Origin of the sequence: Rhodopila globiformis (assembly GCF_002937115.1) — a bacterium.
In the GTDB taxonomy this organism is placed as follows: domain Bacteria; phylum Pseudomonadota; class Alphaproteobacteria; order Acetobacterales; family Acetobacteraceae; genus Rhodopila; species Rhodopila globiformis.
Genome location: NZ_NHRY01000239.1, coordinates 14,303 through 28,411, shown reverse-complemented (window position 1 = coordinate 28,411; position 14,109 = coordinate 14,303). Strand labels below are relative to the sequence as shown.

General features: G+C 67.5%; 12 protein-coding genes. 9 read left to right on the top strand and 3 right to left on the bottom strand.

Annotated elements, in window-relative coordinates:
• Window positions 1–15: 15 nt before the first annotated feature.
• Window positions 16–2,688 carry a hybrid sensor histidine kinase/response regulator gene (locus tag CCS01_RS23910; RefSeq protein ID WP_104521276.1) on the bottom strand — a complete coding sequence of 891 codons (2,673 nt, stop codon included), beginning with the start codon at window positions 2,686–2,688 and terminating at the stop codon, window positions 16–18.
• 246 nt (window positions 2,689–2,934) lie between these two features.
• Between CCS01_RS23910 and moaA the strand changes: the two genes are divergently transcribed.
• The 6 genes from moaA (at window position 2,935) to CCS01_RS23880 (ending at window position 9,288) form a co-directional block, all read left to right on the top strand.
• Complete coding sequence (moaA, locus tag CCS01_RS23905; protein WP_104521275.1) at window positions 2,935–3,921, top strand: GTP 3',8-cyclase MoaA; 987 nt, start codon at window positions 2,935–2,937, stop codon at window positions 3,919–3,921.
• Window positions 3,922–4,100: 179 nt separating this feature from the next.
• Window positions 4,101–4,358 (top strand): type II toxin-antitoxin system prevent-host-death family antitoxin, encoded by a 258-nt coding sequence (locus CCS01_RS23900; protein WP_104521274.1) that lies wholly within the window; start codon window positions 4,101–4,103, stop codon window positions 4,356–4,358.
• A gap of 3 nt (window positions 4,359–4,361) precedes the next feature.
• On the top strand, window positions 4,362–4,805 hold the full coding sequence (locus tag CCS01_RS23895) for a growth inhibitor PemK (RefSeq protein ID WP_104521273.1): 444 nt from the start codon (window positions 4,362–4,364) through the stop codon (window positions 4,803–4,805).
• Between the two features lie 579 nt (window positions 4,806–5,384).
• On the top strand, window positions 5,385–6,998 hold the full coding sequence (locus CCS01_RS23890; protein ID WP_104521272.1) for a phosphoenolpyruvate carboxykinase: 1,614 nt from the start codon (window positions 5,385–5,387) through the stop codon (window positions 6,996–6,998).
• 78 nt (window positions 6,999–7,076) lie between these two features.
• A complete protein-coding gene (locus CCS01_RS23885; protein WP_104521271.1) occupies window positions 7,077–8,933 on the top strand; it encodes a chloride channel protein in 1,857 nt (618 codons plus the stop codon).
• Window positions 8,934–8,964: 31 nt separating this feature from the next.
• A complete protein-coding gene (locus tag CCS01_RS23880; RefSeq protein WP_104521270.1) occupies window positions 8,965–9,288 on the top strand; it encodes a hypothetical protein in 324 nt (107 codons plus the stop codon).
• Between the two features lie 523 nt (window positions 9,289–9,811).
• Here the strand turns inward: CCS01_RS23880 and CCS01_RS23875 are convergent.
• Together CCS01_RS23875 and CCS01_RS23870 are read right to left on the bottom strand one after the other, a co-directional pair.
• On the bottom strand, window positions 9,812–10,207 hold the full coding sequence (locus CCS01_RS23875; protein ID WP_104521269.1) for a type II toxin-antitoxin system VapC family toxin: 396 nt from the start codon (window positions 10,205–10,207) through the stop codon (window positions 9,812–9,814).
• The gene (locus tag CCS01_RS23870) at window positions 10,204–10,548 is read right to left on the bottom strand and encodes a helix-turn-helix domain-containing protein (protein ID WP_104521310.1); all 345 of its coding nucleotides are present in this window, start codon (window positions 10,546–10,548) and stop codon (window positions 10,204–10,206) included. Before CCS01_RS23870 ends, CCS01_RS23875 begins: the two co-directional genes overlap by 4 nt.
• A gap of 159 nt (window positions 10,549–10,707) precedes the next feature.
• Between CCS01_RS23870 and CCS01_RS23865 the strand changes: the two genes are divergently transcribed.
• Genes CCS01_RS23865 through CCS01_RS23855 form a run of 3 tightly spaced genes read left to right on the top strand, consistent with a single transcriptional unit; the run spans window position 10,708 to window position 14,107 of the window.
• Complete coding sequence (locus tag CCS01_RS23865; protein WP_104521268.1) at window positions 10,708–12,399, top strand: thiamine pyrophosphate-binding protein; 1,692 nt, start codon at window positions 10,708–10,710, stop codon at window positions 12,397–12,399.
• Window positions 12,399–13,349, top strand: coding sequence for a 3-hydroxyacyl-CoA dehydrogenase family protein (locus CCS01_RS23860; RefSeq protein ID WP_104521267.1), 951 nt, complete (start codon window positions 12,399–12,401; stop codon window positions 13,347–13,349). Before CCS01_RS23865 ends, CCS01_RS23860 begins: the two co-directional genes overlap by 1 nt.
• Entirely contained in the window at window positions 13,346–14,107 is a 762-nt protein-coding gene (locus CCS01_RS23855) for an SDR family NAD(P)-dependent oxidoreductase (protein WP_104521266.1), read from the top strand. Before CCS01_RS23860 ends, CCS01_RS23855 begins: the two co-directional genes overlap by 4 nt.
• Window positions 14,108–14,109: the final 2 nt, after the last annotated feature.

Genomic DNA, 14,109 nt, shown 5'->3' with positions numbered 1-14,109 from the left:
GGGGTCTCCGGTCGGTCAGGCTGGGACGAGTTGCGCCAGATTGGCGCGCAGGCTGGCGGCCACCGCGTCGCGCTCGAACTTGGCCACGTAGTCGGTGAAGCCGGCGTCGCGCCCGGCCTCGACATGCTGGTCATCGGCATGCGCGGTCAGGGCGATCATCGGCAGGTCGGCCCAGGCGCCCCCGGCGCGGACGGCGCGGGCGAAGGCCAGCCCGTCCATCCCCGGCATCTCGATATCGGAGATGATGGCGTCGAACCGGGTGCCGGCGTCGCGCAGCCGCAGCGCCTCGGCGGCGCTGCCGACGGCAGTGACGCGGAACCCGGCCGCGCCCAGCGTCGGCACCATCAACTGGCGGAAGAAGTCGCTGTCGTCGACCATCAGCACGTGCTTCTGGCCAATCGTCGCGCCGCGGCGCGGCACGTTGCGGAACCAGTCCTCCCACGCCAGGGTCAGCCAGTAGCCGGTGTCCAGTACGTCCGTCGCCTGGCCGCCGATGACGGCGCTGCCCAGCAGGCCGGGCCGAGCGCCGGCCAGCTCGATGTCGAGCCTGTCCTCCACCACGTCGATGATCTCGTCCACCATCAGGCCCATGATTCGCTCGCCGTCGGCGAACACCAGCAGCGGCTGGGTGGGCCGGTCCTGCGCGCCGCTGCCGTCGATGGCGATCAGCGGCATCAGCTTGCCGCGGTACTGCGTGACCGGCGAGCCGCAGGACAGCTCGATCGATTCGCGCGGGATGTCCTCCAGCCGCGCCACCAGACCGAGCGGCACCGCCATGCGCTGCGACCCGCCGGCGTGGAACAGCAGCATCGCGGTCTTGTCGGCGGAGCTTTGCGTATCGACCCGCGCCGACTGCATCAGCCGGCTTTCCGAGCCGGCGCCGACGCCGGTGCCGCGGGCGATGCCGTTCGGATCCAGGATCATGATCACCGACCCATCCCCCAGGATGGTGTTCCCGCTGAACATCGTCACGTTGCGCAGGATCGGCGCCACCGGCTTGACGACGATTTCCTCGGTGTCGAACACCCGGTCGACGATGATGCCCATCAGGTACTGGCCGACCTGGGCGACGACAATGTGAGCGGCGGTGTCGTCGGTCTGCGCGGCGCCGAGCTCCAGCAGCTCGGTCAGGCTGACCAGCGGCAGCAGGCGGTTGCGCAGGCGCAGCACCGGCGTGTCGTTGATCCGCTCGATCACGCTTTCGCCATCAGCGGCGGCGCCGTCGCGCCGGGCGCGGACCAGTTCGACGACGCTGATCTGCGGGATGGCGAACCGCTCCCTGGACGCCTCGACAATCAGGGCGGAGACGATGGCCAGCGTCAGCGGGATCTTGACGGTGAACATCGTGCCCTGGCCGGGCGTGCTCTTCAGGTCGATGGTGCCGCCGATTTTCTCGATGTTGGTCTTCACCACGTCCATGCCGACGCCGCGGCCTGAGACGGCGGTGACGGTGGTGGCGGTGGAGAAGCCGGGGCGGAAGATGAAGCGCTGGACCTGGCCCTCTGTCATCGCCGCCAGTTCCGCCTCGGTCGCCAGGCCGTTGGCCAATGCCTTGGCGCGGATGCGATCCACCGACAGGCCGCGGCCGTCGTCGGAGATCTCCAGGATGATGTGGCCGCCTTCGTGGAAGGCGTTCAGCACGATGGCGCCGCTTTCGGGCTTGCCGGCGGCGCGGCGCTCGGCCGGGGTTTCCAGCCCATGATCGCCGCTGTTGCGCACCATGTGCGTCAGTGGGTCCTTGATCATCTCCAGCACCTGGCGGTCGAGCTCGGTGTCGGCGCCCAGCATCGTCAGCTGAATCTTCTTGCCCATTTCGTGCGACAGGTCGCGCACCAGGCGGGGCAGCTTGTTCCAGGCGTTGCCGATGGGCTGCATGCGGGTCTTCATCACCCCTTCCTGCAGGTCGGAGGTGATGTGCGACAGGCGCTGCAGGGGCACGGTGAAGGGGCTGTTTTCCTGGGTGCGGGCAAGCTGGAGCAGCTGGTTGCGGGTCAGCACCAGCTCGCTGACCAGGGTCATCAGGTCTTCCAGGACGTCGACGGTGACACGGATGGTCTGCGCTGCCTGGGGCGCGCTCGCCGGTGCCGTGCCGGAAGCTGCCGAGGGTGCGTCCGGCGTTTCAGCCGGCGGTGGGGACAGGGGTTCGGCAGCCGGTGCCGGGGTCCCGGCCATCGGTGCTGCGGGAGGCGGTGCGGACGGGGCTGGTTCGCGCGCGGCCGGCGGAGCGGCAGCAGGAGCGGGTTTGGACGGGATGACTGCGGCTTCGGATGGCCTCGCGGCAGCCGGCGCGGCCGGCTTCGCGGGCGGCGGTTCGCTGGCGGCCGTCGCGTTCAGGGCGTTGATCAGCTCGCTGTCGTCGCCCGGCGGTTCCGCGCCGGTCGCTGCCAGCGCGGCCACGATCGCCTTGATCCGGTCGATCGCCGCCAGCACCAGGCTGACGATGGCGGGGGTGACCGCCAGGGTCCGGTCGCGCAGCTTGCCCAGCACGTTCTCGCCGGCATGGGCGACACGCTCCAGCCGCGGCAGGCCGAGGAAGCCGCAGGTGCCCTTGATGGTGTGCACCAGGCGGAAGATGCCCGATAGGGTTTCGGCGTCGTCCGGCGTGCGCTCCAGGGTGACCAGGGCGATGTCGAGCTCGGCCAGGCTTTCATTCGTCTCGGTGAGGAAATCGGCAAGCAGATCGTCCACGGTAGCCCCCTTGCAGTCCCGTCGGCCGGGTGGGAGCCAATCCTTGGCAGCACTTCGCAAACAAAAGGTAAATGCGGACGAAAAAATTCGCTCCGGCGCGATTTCCCCGCCCGCCCCTGGCCCGTCACCACGGCTTCATTGCGGCCAAGGGGTTGAACACGGGGTGGTGTTGGCGCACCTGGAAAGGACAGCCTATAACAGGAACCAAGCGGCGACAGTCCGCCTTGGAGGGAGCCTGCAAGCCATATGATCGATCCTTTCGGCCGCGCGATCACCTACCTTCGGGTATCGGTGACCGACCGCTGCGATCTCCGTTGCGTCTATTGCATGTCGGAGGACATGCACTTCCTGCCCAAGCGCGACCTGCTGACGCTGGAGGAACTGGATCGCCTATGCGCGGCCTTCATCCGCCTGGGCACGACGAAGATCCGCATCACCGGCGGCGAGCCGCTGGTGCGGCGCGACGTGATGCAACTGTTCGGCAAGCTGGGGCAACGGCTCGGGAACGGGCTGAAGGAACTGACGGTCACCACCAACGGCACGCAACTGGCCAAACATGCCGGGACGCTGGTGGCCGCCGGCGTGAAGCGGATCAACGTCTCGCTGGATACGCTCGATCCGGTGCGCTTTGGGCAGATCACCCGCTGGGGGCAGATCGAGCAGACGCTGGACGGCATCTTTGCCGCCAAGGCGGCAGGGCTGGCGGTGAAGATCAACGCCGTGGCGATGAAGGGCGTGAACGAGGAAGAGTTCGACGCCCTGGTCGCCTGGTGCGGCGAGCACGGCTTCGACCTGTGCCTGATCGAGACCATGCCGATGGGCGAGATCACCGGCGACCGGACCGAGCAGTACCTGCCGCTGTCCGTGGTCCGTGCCCGCCTGCGCCGGACCTGGACGCTGGAGGATACCGACTACAAGACCGGCGGTCCGGCGCGCTACTTCAACGTCCGGGAAACCGGGCGGCGGGTCGGCTTCATCACGCCGATGACGCACAATTTCTGCGAAAGCTGCAACCGGGTGCGGCTGACCTGTACGGGTACATTATATATGTGTCTCGGGCAGGAGGATTCCGCCGATTTCCGCTCGCTTCTGCGGGCCGGGGTAACGGATGAGCGGCTCGAGGACGCGATCCGCGAGGCGATTTCCCGCAAGCCGAAGGGTCATGACTTCATCATCGACCGGCGGCACGACAAGCCGGCGGTAGCGCGGCACATGAGCGTGACGGGGGGATAACGGGTTCAATGTGCTATGGCCGGCCTTTGGTCGCCCCCCGAGGCTTTTCCGCACACAGATCAACATTGTTCCCAAGCCATGAGAGCGGCTGGTGGTTCCGATCGTCAGGCTTGCAACGCTCTGGGTGATTATCCATAATTTACGTACTTTTTGGAGGCTCCCATGATCAGCGTACTCCAATGATCAGCGTTACGGGCGAGCAGCTGCAAAAGGCCAGCGGTTATGTCCGCTCCGAGGCCCGCCGGGCACCCGTGGAGGTCACCTATCACGGCCGGCCGGAGCTGATCGTTCTCTCGGTCGAAGATTATGCCTTGCTGCGGCAGAACCGAAAACTCGCCATGCAGCGCTCGGACATGCCAGTCGCAAAGATCGAGCGGATCGCCAACAACCGGATGGACGCCGCGTATAGCGATCTCGACGCACTCATGGACGACTGATGGATGCCGCTGCCGGACCCCAAGCTTGGTCTGGTGGTCCATTATGGTTTCGTCTGGGCAGGTTTGGGGCGCGGTCGGCCGCCTGACGCCGGCAAGGATCGGCCTTGCCTGATCGTGGATCTGGAGCGGGTCGAGGAACCGGAATTGCCAGGCCGCAGCATCGTTCGCGTGACGTATTTGCCGATCTCTCATGTTACGCCGGGGAGGGATGAGCAGGGTATTGCCATCCCGCCGCGGGTAGCGCAGCACCTCGGACTGACGACGCAACAGTCTTATATTTATACGTCCTACGCGGTAGAGGACGACTGGCCGTTCGATTTGGCTCGTGTGCCCGGGGCGAACGACAGGTTCGACTATGGGTTTGTGCCACCCCGGCTGTTCGCAGCGGTTGCGGCGGATTTCAGGCATTATCTGGCGGTACATCCTGACGCCTCTTACAGGCGGTAAGACGCTTATGGTTTTCAGTTCGATCCACCACATGCCATTTCCGACAGGTGTTAGATACATTGTGGTTTTTCGTATTGGACGATTCCTGATCCGGCCTGCCTAGTAACGGATGCGCCAGTGCACCGTCCGGTTTCATGGGAAACCGGTTGCGGCGCTGCGCAGGCACGTGCGCCTTTGATAAACCCAGGGGGGCTCCTTCGGCAGAAAGCGGTGCCGCGGATGCGCCCGTCCCGGTTGGGGTCGTCTCCGTTTCGGGCTGGATTCCAGGATGCATGAGGTCCGGGTGTCAGCCGGGATGCATCACCTGATTCACGCATAACAGAAATGATTCTCGCTCCTGCCAGCGGCATCGAGGCCATTTCCCACCACGATGGTTGCCTGTACAGCGCTGCTTGACCCACGCCTGCACATACCGTGGCGTAACCTCGCCCCTGATACCTTGCCTCCCTGTCATCCTCCTCTATACCGTCACGAACGCGCCATATGCGCATTTCAGCGGCCACCCGCCTCGCCTGAGACCGGGGCGTCGCGGTATGCAGGTGCAAGCTACGCAACGCTGACGAAGGCAGGACACCGACCTTGACGCACGAGCCCACCTGGAAACACCGCGCCGCAGCCGCCCTGTCCGGCACCGGGGTGCACGCATCCCGCCCCGTCCACGCCAACCAGACCGCGCCCGCCCTGGTGGTGGAGGCCGTCCGCCGCCATGAAGGCCGCTTCTCCGCCGATGGCGCCTTCATGGTGCAGACCGGCGTCCACACCGGCCGCTCGGTGCAGGACAAGTTCGTCGTCGATGAGCCGTCCGTTACCAACGAAATCTGGTGGGGCAAGGTCAACCAGTCCATGCCGGTGGAGCGCTTCAACGCGCTGAAGGGCCGCGTCCAGGCCTATCTGCAAGGCCAGGAGCTGTTCATCCAGGACCTGTATGCCGGTGCCGATCCGGCGCATCGCGTGCGGGTCCGGATGGTGACGACGCAGGCCTGGAATGCGCTGTTCGCCCGCAACATCTTCATCCGCCCGAAGGCCTCGGAGCTGAAGGACTTCGAGCCGGACTACGTCATCCTGCACGCGCCGCTGTTCCAGACCGATCCCGCGGTGGACGGCGTGCGCTCCACCACCACCATCGCCTTGTCGTTCGAGCAGAAGCTGCTGATCATCGCCGGCAGCGAGTATGCCGGCGAGGTGAAGAAGTCGATCTTCACGGTGATGAACTGGCTGCTGCCGCCGAAGGGCGTGATGCCGATGCACTGCAGCGCCAACATCGGCAAGGACGGCGACGTCGCGCTGTTCTTCGGCCTGTCGGGCACCGGCAAGACCACCCTGTCCTCCGACCCCGAGCGCAAGCTGATTGGCGATGACGAGCATGGCTGGGGCGACACCGGCACCTTCAACGTCGAAGGCGGCTGCTATGCCAAGGTCATCAACCTGTCGCGCGAGGCTGAGCCCGAGATCTGGGCGGCGTCGCACCGCTTCGGCGCGGTGCTGGAGAACGTCATCGGCGACGATGAAGGCAACCTCGACCTGGCCGACGCCTCGCTGACCGAGAACACGCGGTCCTGCTATCCGGTCGAGTTCATCCCCAACGTCGACCTGTCCGGCCGCGGCGGGCAGCCGAAGAACGTGTTCATGCTGACCTGCGACGCGTTCGGCGTGCTGCCGCCGATTTCCCGGCTGACCCCGGCGCAGGCGATGTACCACTTCCTGTCCGGCTACACCGCGCAGGTCGCCGGCACCGAGAAGGGCCTCGGCGCCGAGCCGAAGGCGGCGTTCAGCACCTGCTTCGCGCATCCGTTCCTGCCGCGCCCGCCCGAGGTCTATGGCCGGATGTTCGCCGATCTGATCGCCCGGCACGATGCCACCTGCTGGCTGGTCAACACCGGCTGGAGCGGCGGCCAGTACGGCGTCGGCAAGCGCATGAGCATCAGGCATACGCGGGCCTTGCTGCGCGGCGCCCTGGACGGCTCGCTGGCGCAGATGGAGTTCCACAAGGAACCGTATTTCGGCCTGTCGATCCCCGCGCACGTGCCGGGCATTCCGGACGAGGTGCTGGACCCGCGCCTGGCCTGGGCCGACAAAGCCGCCTACGATCGGATGGCGGCACAACTGGTGGAACGCTTCGAGGCCAATTTCGCCAGCTTCGAAGCCGGCGTCGACGACGACGTCAAAGCTGTGGCAATCCGCAAGGCAGCCTGATACCAGCATCCGGTCCGGGGATCGGAGCAACCTGATCGGTCCGGACCGTTTTCATGCCTGCACCGGGAGCCCATCCAGATGGTCAGCGAAGAATTTGCTCCGGCTCCTGACCAGGCGCCGGCGGTTGCCAACTCGATCAAGGCGCCGCCGGCACCGCCCGCGCCGATAGAAGAAACGGCTCACCGATTGCGCCTGCTGCCGCTGTCGCTGCTGGCGCTGGTCGTCGGCATCGTCACCGGTTTCGGCGCCGTCGTGTTCCGCGACCTGATCGGCCTGATCCACAACCTGTTCTTCCTGCGCCATTTCTCGTTCGCCTACGACTCCAGCCTTTTCACGCCAACCAATCCCTGGGGGCCGGCAATCATCCTGGTGCCGGTCATCGGCGGCATCGGCGTCACCTGGATCGTCTCCAACTTCGCGCCGGAGGCCAAGGGGCACGGCGTGCCCGAGGTGATGGACGCGATCTACTATCAGCGAGGCATCATCCGGCCGGTGGTGGCGGTGGTGAAATCCATCGCCTCCGCCCTGGCCATCGGCACCGGCGCCGCGGTCGGGCGCGAGGGGCCGATCATCCAGATCGGCTCCGCGCTCGGCTCGACGCTGGGGCAGATCATCCACATGCGGCCGGGCCAGCGCATCACCCTGGTGGCGGCTGGCGCGGGGGCGGGCATCGCGGCGACGTTCAACACGCCCATCGGCGGCGTGCTGTTCGCCACCGAACTGATGCTGCCGGAGATCAGCGTCAACACCTTTCTGCCGGTGGCGGTGGCGACCGGCACGGCGACCTTCATCGGGCGCCTGTTCTTCGGCAGCCAGCCGGCGTTCAACGTGCCGGCCAACCTGGTGCCGCTGCCGAACGACATCAGCACGGTGGCGATCCTGGCGCTGTACGCCGTCCTGGGCGTGATCACCGGGGTAGCTGCCGCGGCGTTCGTCCGCGTCCTGCACTGGCTGGAGGACGGCTTCGACCTAATACCCGGCCGCTATGTCCGCCACATCCTGGGCATGATGCTGGTCGGCCTCATGATCTACACGCTCTGGGTTATGGGCGGGCACTACTATGTCGAGGGCGTCGGCTACGCCACGATCCAGGCGATCCTGTACAACCATCTCACCGTCGCCTGGTTCCTGCTGATCCTGTTCGTCTGCAAGCTGCTGGCGACGACGATCAGCCTGGGCTCCGGCTCGTCGGGCGGGATCTTCTCGCCTTCGCTGTTCATGGGCGCGGCGCTGGGGTCCGCCTTCGCGGCCGGCATCCAGGCGATTTTCCCCGGGATACCGCTCAGCCCCCCGGCCTTCGCCATGGTCGGCATGGGTGCGATGGTAGGCAGCGGCACCGGCGCGGCGATGACCGCGGTGACGATGATCTTCGAGATGACGCGCGACTACGACATCGTGCTGCCGATGATCCTGGCGGTGGCGCTGGCGCTGGGCGTGCGGCGGATGCTGACGGTCGAGAACATCTACACCATGAAGCTGGCGCGGCGCGGCCATCCGATCCCCAAGGCGCTGCACGCCAACATGTTCCTGGTGCGCAGTGCCGCCGAGATCATGGAAAGCGACGTGGTGGTGCTGGACGAGACGACGCCGTTCGCCACCTTCCTGCGGCTCGCCGCGGCGCAGGGCGGCCTACGGCACGTCGTCGTCACCCGGGACGGTGGCGTCATCGGCGCCCTGCGGGTGAACACCGACCTTCGCCGCACGCTGGGCGCCGTGGCCGAGGACGTGCGGCTGGGCGACCTGGTGCAGCCGGGCTTCGTGATTGTGCGGGAGCACGAGGTGGCGTTCGACGTGATCCGGACGATCTGGGACCGTGGCGCCACCATGGCGATCGTCGTTGGCAGCGAAAACGGAACCGACCGCGTCCTTGGCGTTGTCACCAAAGAGCATGTTGCGGATACTGTTGCCCGCAGCGTGCAGATATACCCCGGCTGACCTTGTTGCGACCGCCAAGGGAGACCATGCCATGCCCGTAAACCTCCCCGCGCCGCAATGGCCCGCCGCGCTGGTGGAGCAAGGCCCGCCCGAGGATCCCGCGATCCTGCTGGGTGGCGCGGCGGTCATCGGCCAGGCGCCGCACCGGATCCTGGCGATGCGGATCAACCCGCGCACCCTGTCGGTCGACTACCGGCCGGATGTGGACCCGGACGCCTATGGCGACTACCAGCTGGAGGAGATGCTGGACGAGCTGACCTTCATGGACGACATCGACAAATCGGTGCTGGTGCCGATGGGCGGCGGCGCCTACGTGCTGTGGATGATGCCCGACAGCGATGCGGGGGCGCGCTGACGCCGGGGGCCTGGGATCGTGGTGGATGGTGCCAGGATCGTCCATACTTGTTCATCCTGCCGTGATTCTTACCACGGAGGAAGACGAAGGACTACGAAGGGCCACGAAGACCGGGCCTTGCCGGCCTATCGGGGCCTGACCAGCCGCATGATTGTGCGAGCGACTGCGGCGCATCATACCATAAGCCCTTGCCTGCTTGAGTCCGCCCCTGCAACGTGCCGGAAACACGGCCTGCGCTGCTTCATTGCCGGACTCGTTCACACCTTTCGTGGCCCTTGATGATCCTCCGTCGTCCTCCGTGTTGAAGATCGACAGGCGATCCAGGCTCCGCCGCCGTCTTCGACCCGCCCGGGACAGGTGTGCCGCTTGCCGCCCATGCACGCCCCATCGGCGACCCTGTTGGACCGGGGCGGAACGCCCTTGCCTTTCGGCCTGCCGAGATCCGCAAGGACGGGGGGAATGGTGGCGGAAACTCCGGCGGGGGTCCTACCCTGGCTGAGCGTTCCCAGCCGAAAGAAGCACTCTATGCGGCGGCCACTACGTCGGTCTTGCTGAAGTCGTTGCCTTTGAACAGAAGCGGCAGCCCGCGTGACTGTGCCAGCGCATAAGACGCGCAGTCGCCCATGTTGAGCCCGGCCGGGTGCCGTCCTTTGCCGAAGCGCAGGAAGGCATCCCGGGCGATCCCGGTGAGCAGCCGATCCTGCGCCACCACGTCGATGCCGGCGCGGGCGATCAACTGATCCAGTCCCAGCCAGGATGTGTCGTCACCGTCCCGTCCCGCCAGGACCATGGATGCTTCCATGACGCTGACCGACAGGACAAGGCAGGAACCGGAGCGGACAATAATCCGCAGGAAATCATCGGCCTCCGGCTCGCGCCGCAGGATCGCGATCAGGGCGGACGTGTCGGCGACGATCACGCCGGCAGGCCGTCCTCGTTATACAGATCCGCTTCGGTCATGACGGCTTGCCCCTTCAGCCGGGCGGCGCTGCGCTGGCTGATGGCCTGAAGGTCGCGAAGCAATACCTCCTGTGCGGACCCCTCGGTCCGGCGCCGGACGCCGTGCGGAATGAACTCCGCGCCGGCCTCTTCCAGCACACGACGGACTGTGTCCACGGTCGCCGGTGCCACGCGCGGTTCGCCGTCCGGCGTCTCGATACGCCGGATGGTCGCGAGCGATACCTCGGCGCGGCGTGCAAGCTCGGCCTGGTCAAGATGCAGAAGCGACCTGGCGGCACGAAACTGTCCCTGGGTGGTCATGATGCGTGACATATATCACGTTGAGTGAAACCATTCAATCCCTGTGTAGCCTCCAGAGTCGTTGCCGGGCCGTCAAACCGGCAACCTTGGGACCCGCCGCGGATTTTACACCGTACGGCGTTGCTCTAAGCTCCCGGTGTCCAAGAAAGGAAACCGTCCATGACACAGACCGAGCCGGTCACCGGCCCGGAGTTCCTGGCGCGCAGCCTGGCCGCGAACGGCACGACCCATGTCTTCTTCATCGACGCGATCCTGCGCCGCACCCTGATCGAGCTGGGCACGCTCGGCGTCCAGCGCATCCTGGCGCACAGCGAGAAGGCCGCTGCCTACATGGCCGACGGCTATGCCCGGATCGCCGGACGGCCGGGCATCTGCTTCGCCCAGTCCGTCGGCGCGGCGAACCTGGCGTCCGGATTGCAGGATGCCTACCTGGCCCGCTCGCCGGTGATCGCGATGACCGGGCACAAGCCGCCGTCGATGCAGCACCGCAATGCCTATCAGGAGATCGCGCACGCGCCGCTGTTCGCGCCGGTGACGAAGCTCTCTACCCGGGTGGACCAGGCGGCGGACCTGCCGCGGCTGATGCGCCTGGCCTGGCGGGAGGCGATGACCGGCACGCCGCGCCCGGCGCACCTGGACCTGAACGGATTGCAGGCCGAGGTCATCGACACCGGCCTGGTGAACGAGGCGCCGGGCGTCGACCCGGCGTTCCAGCTGACCCTGCCGCCGCACCGGCCGGTGGCCGCCTCCGGCGAGATCGAGCGCGCGGCCCGGCGCATCCTGGCGGCGCGCCGGGTAGTGATCGTCGCCGGCGAGGGCGCGACGGCCTCGGGCGCCGATCCCATGCTGCTGGCGCTGGCGGAACTGCTGGCGGCGCCGATTGCCACGTCGCTGGGCGGGCGCGGGCTGGTGCCGACGCGGCATCGCCTGTCCATCGGCTGCGCCGGCAGCTATGCGGCGCCGCCGGCGAACCAGATCGTGCACGAGGCGGAGCTGGTGGTGTTCGTCGGCTGCGACACCGGGGACCAGGTCACCCACACTTGGCGCATCCCGGCGCTGCCTACGCCCTGCGTGCAGATCGAGCTGGACCCGGCGGAAATCGGCCGGTCCTACCCGGACACGCTGGGCGTGGTGGGCGATCCGAAGGCGACGCTGGCGGCGCTGATCACGGCGCTGGGCCGCCCGGTGCGCGACACCGCCTATGCCGACCGGGCGGCGGGGATCGTGGCGGCATGGCGGGAGGGCATGGCCTCGGCCCTGGCCAGCAATGCCACGCCCATCTGGCCCGATCGGCTGTGCGACGAGATCACCCGGGCGCTGCCGCGCGACGGCATCCTGGTCGCCGACACTGGCTACTCCGGCATCTGGAGCAGCACGCTGGTGGAGCTGAACGGCGAGGGACAGACCTATCTGCGCGCCGCCGGCTCGCTGGGCTGGGCGTTTCCCGCGGCGCTGGGGGCGAAATGCGCGGCGCCGCGGCGGAAGGTGATCTGCTGGTCCGGCGACGGCGCGCTGTACTACCACCTGACGGAGCTGGAGACCGCCCGCCGCCGCGGCATCGCCGCCGTGCTGGTGGTCAACAACAACTCCGGCTTCGGGCAGAGCTGGCCGAGCCTGAAGCGGCAGCAGGGCAACCGGCCGGGCGATGCGGCCGAACTGGTGCGTTTCGGACCGACCAACTTTGCTGATGTGGCGAAGGTGTTCGGGCTGCGCGGCATCCGGGTGGAGGACCCGTCGCAGCTTGGCGCGGCGCTGCGCGATGCGCTGGCGTCGGATGAAACCGTGGTGGTGGATGTCGCGACCGACATCGACCGCCTGGCTCCAGTTCCCTGGCTGCCGGAGGGCGCATAATGACGGAGGTCGCGGTTGTCGGCGCGGGCCTGATGGGCCACGCGCTGGCTTTGGTCTTCGCGCTGGGCGGGCACCAGGTCCGCCTGACCGACAACAATCCGGAGACCCTGGCGCGGGCGCCGGACCTGATGGCCACCGCGCTCGCCACCCTGGCCGAGGCCGGGGAAGTGGACGCCAGCTGGAACCGCCAGAAACTGTCCGCCGCGGTGCGCTGCCTGCCGTCGCTGGAAGAGACGGTGAAGGACGCCGCGCTGGTGATCGAGGCGGTGGTGGAGCGGCCGGATGTGAAGCGCTCGGTGTACGAGCAGCTTCAGCCGCTGATGGCGCCGGATGCCATCCTGGCCAGCAACACCTCGAACCTGGACATCTTCCCGCTGGTGCCGGAGGCGCTGCAGGAGCGCACCATCATCGCCCACTGGTACACGCCGCCCTACCTGTGCGACCTGGTGGACCTCTGTCCCGGCCCGCGCACCAAGCCGGGCATGCTCGAGACCGTGCGCGACATGGTGAAGGCGATGGGCAAGGCGCCGGTGGTGTTCCGGCAGATGGTGCAGGGCTACGTCGCCAACCGGCTGCAGGCGGCAATGCAGCTGGAGGTGTACCGGCTGCTGGACGAAGGGCTGGTGACGGCGAAGGACATCGACGACTCGGTGCTGCACGGCCTGGCGCTGCGCATCCCGATCCTGGGGATCATGGCCAAGGCCGACTTCACCGGGCTGCTGCTGATGCAGCAGGGATTGAAGAACCGCAGCTACACCCCGCCCGAGCCGCGCGGCGAGAGCGAGACGCTGGACAAGCTGATCGCCGAGGGCCGCACCGGCGTGATGGCCGGGAAGGGCTACTTCGACTGGGGCGACCGCTCGCCGGAGGACCTGTTCCGCGAGCGCGACCGCAAGCTGCTGGCGCTGAAACAGGCATTGCGGGCCATCGGCCCGATGGAGGGGACATGATCCGCTACGATTTGACCGGCAAGACCGCCCTGGTGACCGGCGGCGCCTCCGGCATCGGCTTCGCCACCGCGAAGATGCTGGCGGGCTTCGGGGCCACGGTGGCGGTGAATTTCCTGGCGGACGATCCGCGCGGGCCGGAGGCGGTGGAGACGCTGGCCGCTACGGGGGCCAGGGCGATCGCGGCCCCCGGCAGTGTCGGCGAGGCCGGCGCCGCCGAAGCGATGGTGCAAAAGGCGGTGGCTGATCTGGGACGGCTGGATCTGCTGGTCAACAACGCCGGCACGCCGGGCACGCGGCACCGGATCGCGCCGCCACAGCTCGACCTGATCACCGAGGACCTGTGGTCGCTGCTGCTGGAAGTGAACCTTCTGGGCGTGTTCCGCTGCGCCAAGGCCGCGGCGCCGGCTTTGAAGGCGGCGGGGGGCGCGATCGTCAACACCGCCTCGATCGCCGGGCTGGGGCGGGCCGGCAGCAGCCTGGCCTACAGCGCGACCAAGGCGGGCGTGGTCAGCCTGACGCAGAACCTGGCGCGGGCGCTGGCGCCCGAGGTGCGGGTGAACGCGATCGCCCCGGGTGCGGTGGACAGTTCGTGGATGGTGGAATGGACCGACGAGGAACGCCAGCAGTCGATCGACCGCGCACTGCTGAAGCGCCGCTGCCAGCCGGAGGACCTGGCCGAGGTGATCCTGTTTCTGGGCTTCGGTGCGGCAATGGTGACGGGCCAGACGGTGACGGTCGACGGTGGGCTGACGCTGTAGGG

Bases quoted from the DNA above. Each gene is read 5' to 3' on its own strand.
- moaA (WP_104521275.1), top strand. From the start codon at position 2,935: ATGATCGATCCTTTCGGCCGCGCGATCACCTACCTTCGGGTATCGGTG.
- CCS01_RS23900 (WP_104521274.1), top strand. From the start codon at position 4,101: ATGATCAGCGTTACGGGCGAGCAGCTGCAAAAGGCCAGCGGTTATGTC.
- CCS01_RS23895 (WP_104521273.1), top strand. From the start codon at position 4,362: ATGCCGCTGCCGGACCCCAAGCTTGGTCTGGTGGTCCATTATGGTTTC.
- CCS01_RS23885 (WP_104521271.1), top strand. From the start codon at position 7,077: ATGGTCAGCGAAGAATTTGCTCCGGCTCCTGACCAGGCGCCGGCGGTT.
- CCS01_RS23880 (WP_104521270.1), top strand. From the start codon at position 8,965: ATGCCCGTAAACCTCCCCGCGCCGCAATGGCCCGCCGCGCTGGTGGAG.
- CCS01_RS23870 (WP_104521310.1), bottom strand. From the start codon at position 10,548: ATGACCACCCAGGGACAGTTTCGTGCCGCCAGGTCGCTTCTGCATCTT.
- CCS01_RS23865 (WP_104521268.1), top strand. From the start codon at position 10,708: ATGACACAGACCGAGCCGGTCACCGGCCCGGAGTTCCTGGCGCGCAGC.
- CCS01_RS23860 (WP_104521267.1), top strand. From the start codon at position 12,399: ATGACGGAGGTCGCGGTTGTCGGCGCGGGCCTGATGGGCCACGCGCTG.
- CCS01_RS23855 (WP_104521266.1), top strand. From the start codon at position 13,346: ATGATCCGCTACGATTTGACCGGCAAGACCGCCCTGGTGACCGGCGGC.